The sequence below is a fragment of the Pedobacter sp. HMWF019 genome, from assembly GCF_003061025.1.
In the GTDB taxonomy this organism is placed as follows: domain Bacteria; phylum Bacteroidota; class Bacteroidia; order Sphingobacteriales; family Sphingobacteriaceae; genus Pedobacter.
Genome location: NZ_QAIL01000616.1, coordinates 1 through 4,420, shown reverse-complemented (window position 1 = coordinate 4,420; position 4,420 = coordinate 1). Strand labels below are relative to the sequence as shown.

5 protein-coding genes are annotated in these 4,420 nt (G+C 41.7%); all 5 read left to right on the top strand.

What is annotated here, in order from left to right:
- The coding region (locus DBR11_RS29040; protein ID WP_199234009.1) for an AcvB/VirJ family lysyl-phosphatidylglycerol hydrolase at nt 1-1,283 on the top strand (1,283 nt) is incomplete at its 5' end.
- Nucleotides 1,284-1,358: 75 nt separating this feature from the next.
- Nucleotides 1,359-1,505: a hypothetical protein gene (locus DBR11_RS29815; RefSeq protein WP_158275413.1), complete on the top strand. Its 147-nt coding sequence runs from the start codon at nt 1,359-1,361 to the stop codon at nt 1,503-1,505.
- Nucleotides 1,506-1,586: 81 nt separating this feature from the next.
- A complete protein-coding gene (proB, locus tag DBR11_RS29035) occupies nt 1,587-2,666 on the top strand; it encodes a glutamate 5-kinase (protein WP_108556009.1) in 1,080 nt (359 codons plus the stop codon).
- 30 nt (nt 2,667-2,696) lie between these two features.
- Nucleotides 2,697-3,941: a glutamate-5-semialdehyde dehydrogenase gene (locus DBR11_RS29030; RefSeq protein WP_108556008.1), complete on the top strand. Its 1,245-nt coding sequence runs from the start codon at nt 2,697-2,699 to the stop codon at nt 3,939-3,941.
- A gap of 70 nt (nt 3,942-4,011) precedes the next feature.
- On the top strand, nt 4,012-4,420 hold a 409-nt coding region (locus DBR11_RS29025; protein ID WP_108556007.1), incomplete at its 3' end, for an Rrf2 family transcriptional regulator.

Here is a 4,420-nt window from a genome sequence, read left to right as displayed (position 1 = left end):
ATGGGGGATGGCAGCACGGAGTGATCAATATGGCCAAAAACATAGCCCGTCAGGGGGCGCTGGTATTAGGTATAGATGCCAAAACCTATAATATGGGCTTGGCAAGATCAGGCGCCAAATGTTATTATCCTGCTGCTGATTTAGAACAGCTGAGCCTGATGATTCAGAAGAAATATAAGTTCAGAACCTATTTTAAGCCCGTGCTTATTGGTTACTCCTATGGAGCTACTTACGTATATGGTATTCTTGCGCAGGCGCCAGCCAATACATTTAAAGGAGCTATTGGCATCGGTTTCTCTCCGGATATGGACATCAGAAAACCACTTTGCAAAGGGAGCGGACTAAATTATCACATATTAAAACCCGGCATTTCTATTTACCTGGAAAGAACCAAAAATTTAACAGCACCCTTTATTGTATTAAACGGATTAAAAGATAAGAGCTGCCCGTATGCGGTTACCGAGGCTTTTCTAAAAGATATGCCTATGGCAGAACTGGTCGCCCTTCCCAAAGTAGGACATGGCTTTTTGGCTTCAACCGGTTGGTTTACATCGTTTAATGCGGCTTATAAAAAGATACTGAATTCCCCCTCCTTTAATGAACTCAAGACAGCAAAGTCAGGCCTGCAGATTTCAGAAGTAAAAACCATGATGGCCTTACCTTCCGACATGGCGCTTACAGTAGAGTCTGCTCCTCAAAAAAACAACCTGCCTCTGATGATGATGATCTCCGGGGACGGGGGCTGGACGAGCTTTGACCAGTCCCTGGCAGAAGCTATAGCCAGGAGAGGAATTACGGTGATTGGACTTGACGCACAAAAATATTTTTGGAATGCAAAAACACCTGATGGTGTAACTTCAGACATTTCCAGGGTACTGATCCATTATATGCAATTGTTTGATAAGAAGACTTTTATGCTGGCAGGCTATTCTTTCGGTGCCTCTGTTGTTCCTTTTATTGCTGCCCGTTTGCCTCAGGGACTCAAAGGGAATCTTGCGGGGATTACCGTGCTTTCACCAGATGTGACAGCCGATTTTGAAATCCATATCAGTGATATGCTCAGTATGGGGTCTGATGAGGATACCTACAATGTACTTGCAGAAGTGAAAAAGATCAAAAATCTAAACCCGGTTTGTTTCTTTGGAGCGGAAGAAGATCAGGAAGTGCAACGTAAGTTTTCAGCCTTGGGAATAAAGGTCGTTTCTCTCCCGGGAAACCATCATTTTAACGACGATTTTTCATTGATTGCCGAATCTCTGTATAGTTCTGTAAAAAGAATGTAAGGAAAACAAAGCGAATAAAACTTTTAATAGCAGCAGCTGTTGTCTGGATATAAAAAAACTCCAATACTATACCCTATGAAAAGTTTACATAAAATTCAGCCCGCAGAGAAAAACGAAGAAGATCTGGAAAAATCAAAAGATTTAGGTGGAAAAATTAAAGATAAGATACAAGCTACGGTACGTTCTACCAAGAAGATCAACCCGAGGTTATTGATCTTATAATAGACCAGCAGACGCTCTCAACGCTTTCTATTTCCCAGTCAGCTTGTTTTATTTTTATCAAAATTTGCTACATTAGCCTTCATGAAAGCCAGCTATCGGAAGGTTGTTATTAAAATCGGATCAAATGTATTAACGCGAGAGAATGGCCTGCCAGATTTGGAAAGGATCGAGCATTTAGTTTCCCAGTTGTCCAGCCTGAAAAAGAAAGGTGTAGAGGTTATTGTAATTTCCTCAGGAGCAGTCGCTTCCGGAAGAAGTCTTATTAAAGTTCAGGAAAAACAAAACACGGTAGCCGCCCGCCAGCTTCTGGCTTCCATCGGTCAGATCAAATTGATCAATACCTATATGCAGCTGTTTGAGCAACACGACTTATTGTGTTCTCAGGTATTGGTCACTAAAGAAGATTTTAGAGACCGGATGCATTACCTCAATATCAAAAACTGTTTAGAGATTTTATTGCAACACCATGTTGTCCCCATTGTGAATGAGAATGATGTAGTCTCTGTTACAGAGCTGATGTTTACCGACAACGATGAACTTGCCGGTCTGGTGGCCTCTATGCTGAACGCGGACGCATTGCTTATTCTTTCTAATGTAGATGGTATTTATGATGGCGACCCAAAGGCGGCTGGGACCAAAGTAATAGAAAGGGTAGAGCCAGGTTCTAACCACATATCATCCTTTATTACCACTTCCAAGTCTGGATTTGGAAGAGGGGGAATGGTCACTAAACTTTCCATGGCACAGAAGATTGCAAAGTTGGGGATACCTGTACATATCGCAAACGGAAAGAAAGAGAACATCATTCTTGATGTGTTTTCGGGTCAGACAGTGCATACACAGTTCCTGCCAGAGAAAATCACTTCCGGCAAAAAGAAATGGATTGCGCACTCCGAAAATTCAGCAACTGGGATTGTTAAATTGAACGAAGGTGCCAAACAAGCACTGATTTCAGGAAAGGCCAGTAGTTTACTACCAGTAGGCATTGTAAATGTGCAGTCAGAGTTCCAAAAAGGGGATATCATTAAATTAGTTGATGAGCACGACGTTTTGATTGGTTTGGGTATTGCCGAATATGGATCTGATAAAGCGAGAGAAAGAGTGGGCGAAAAAGGCCAGCGCCCATTGGTTCATTACAATTATTTTTATGCCGTTCTTTAGCTATTGATCTAAGGAACATACACCAATTTTATGGATTATACGATTTATTTTCAGAACAGTTTAAAAGCCACCAGGGATTTGTCCCGTCTCAACAATACTCAGATCAATAATTTGCTGCTTAATCTGGCCGATGCTGTTGAACTCAAAACAGATTTTATCCTGCAGGCCAATCAACAGGATCTGGACAAGATGGATCCTGAAGATCCTAAATATGACAGGCTTAAACTGAGCCCGGAAAGGATTGCTGATATCGCAGCTGATATACGGAATGTTTCTGCATTAAAAAATCCATTGGGAGAGGTCCTGGAAGAAAAGTCCAGGCCAAACGGCTTGCTGATATCTAAAGTGAGGGTGCCTCTTGGTGTGATCGGTGTGATCTATGAAGCCCGCCCAAATGTAACTCTGGATGTATTTGCCTTATGTTTTAAAACAGGTAATGTCTGTGTCCTTAAAGGAGGAAGTGATGCTGAGCACTCTAATAAAGCTATTATGGAGGTTATTCATAGCGCGCTGGGGGTGGAGGGCATCAATATCAATGTGGTTAGTCTTTTGCCTACAGAAAGAGCTGCAACACATGCCTTACTCCATGCTACAGGCTATGTGGATGTGCTGATTCCGAGGGGAAGCCAGCAATTGATCAACTACGTTCGCGAAAATAGTAAAATACCGGTTATTGAAACTGGAGCTGGTATTGTCCATGTATATTTTGACCTCGAAGGAGATCTGACCAAAGGAAAAGGAATTGTTTTCAATTCAAAGACACGACGGGTAAGTGTTTGTAATGCCCTCGATTGTTTGCTGATTCACCAGGACCGGTTAAAGGACCTGGCTAAACTTGTTGAACCTTTACAGGAGCAGCAGGTAGAAATATTTGCCGACGAAAGAGCTTATCATCATTTAGAAGGCCATTATCCGGAACAACTACTTAAACTGGCAGAAGAAACACATTTTGGTACAGAGTTCCTCTCCTATAAAATGGCTGTCAAAACCGTAAAAAATATAGACGAAGCCCTTGATCACATTAGTGCTCATAGTTCTAAACATAGTGAAGCCATTGTTTCAGACAATCTGGCCAATACCGGGTTGTTCCTGGACCAGGTAGATGCCGCTGCGGTATATGCAAATGCCTCTACCGCATTTACAGATGGTGGCCAGTTTGGTTTGGGTGCAGAGATTGGTATTTCCACGCAGAAACTGCATGCCAGAGGTCCAATGGGGCTGGAAGAACTGTGCAGTTATAAATGGATTGTCAGAGGGGAAGGTCAGATCCGGTAAATTTTTCATGATATTTTTTGTTTTTAGGATAATTGGCTTACCTTTGTACTGTAATAAATAAAATTACAGAATGAACAACGGAAGATTTGCCATTTCCTTACACATCCTTACCCTGCTGGATAAAGCCAATGGGGAAGTTCTGTCTTCAGATTATATTGCGGGAAGTATTAATATCAATCCGGTACTGGTGAGAAAAGAGCTAAGTAACCTTCGAAATCACGGAATGGTATTGAGTAAAGAAGGTAAGAATGGAGGAAGTTATTTAGCAAAATCTGCACAGAATATCACATTAGGAGAGATTTACAATTCGGTAAGACAAAATTCCTTATTGGGTAATCTTAAAAATACACCAAATCCCCAATGCCCGGTAGGTAAGCAAATTAACAAACATTTGGATAACTTATATGTTGATACGGAGAACGCGCTGATCAGACAATTGTCTGCGCAGACACTGGCAGATTTTAGCCGTAAGTTCGATT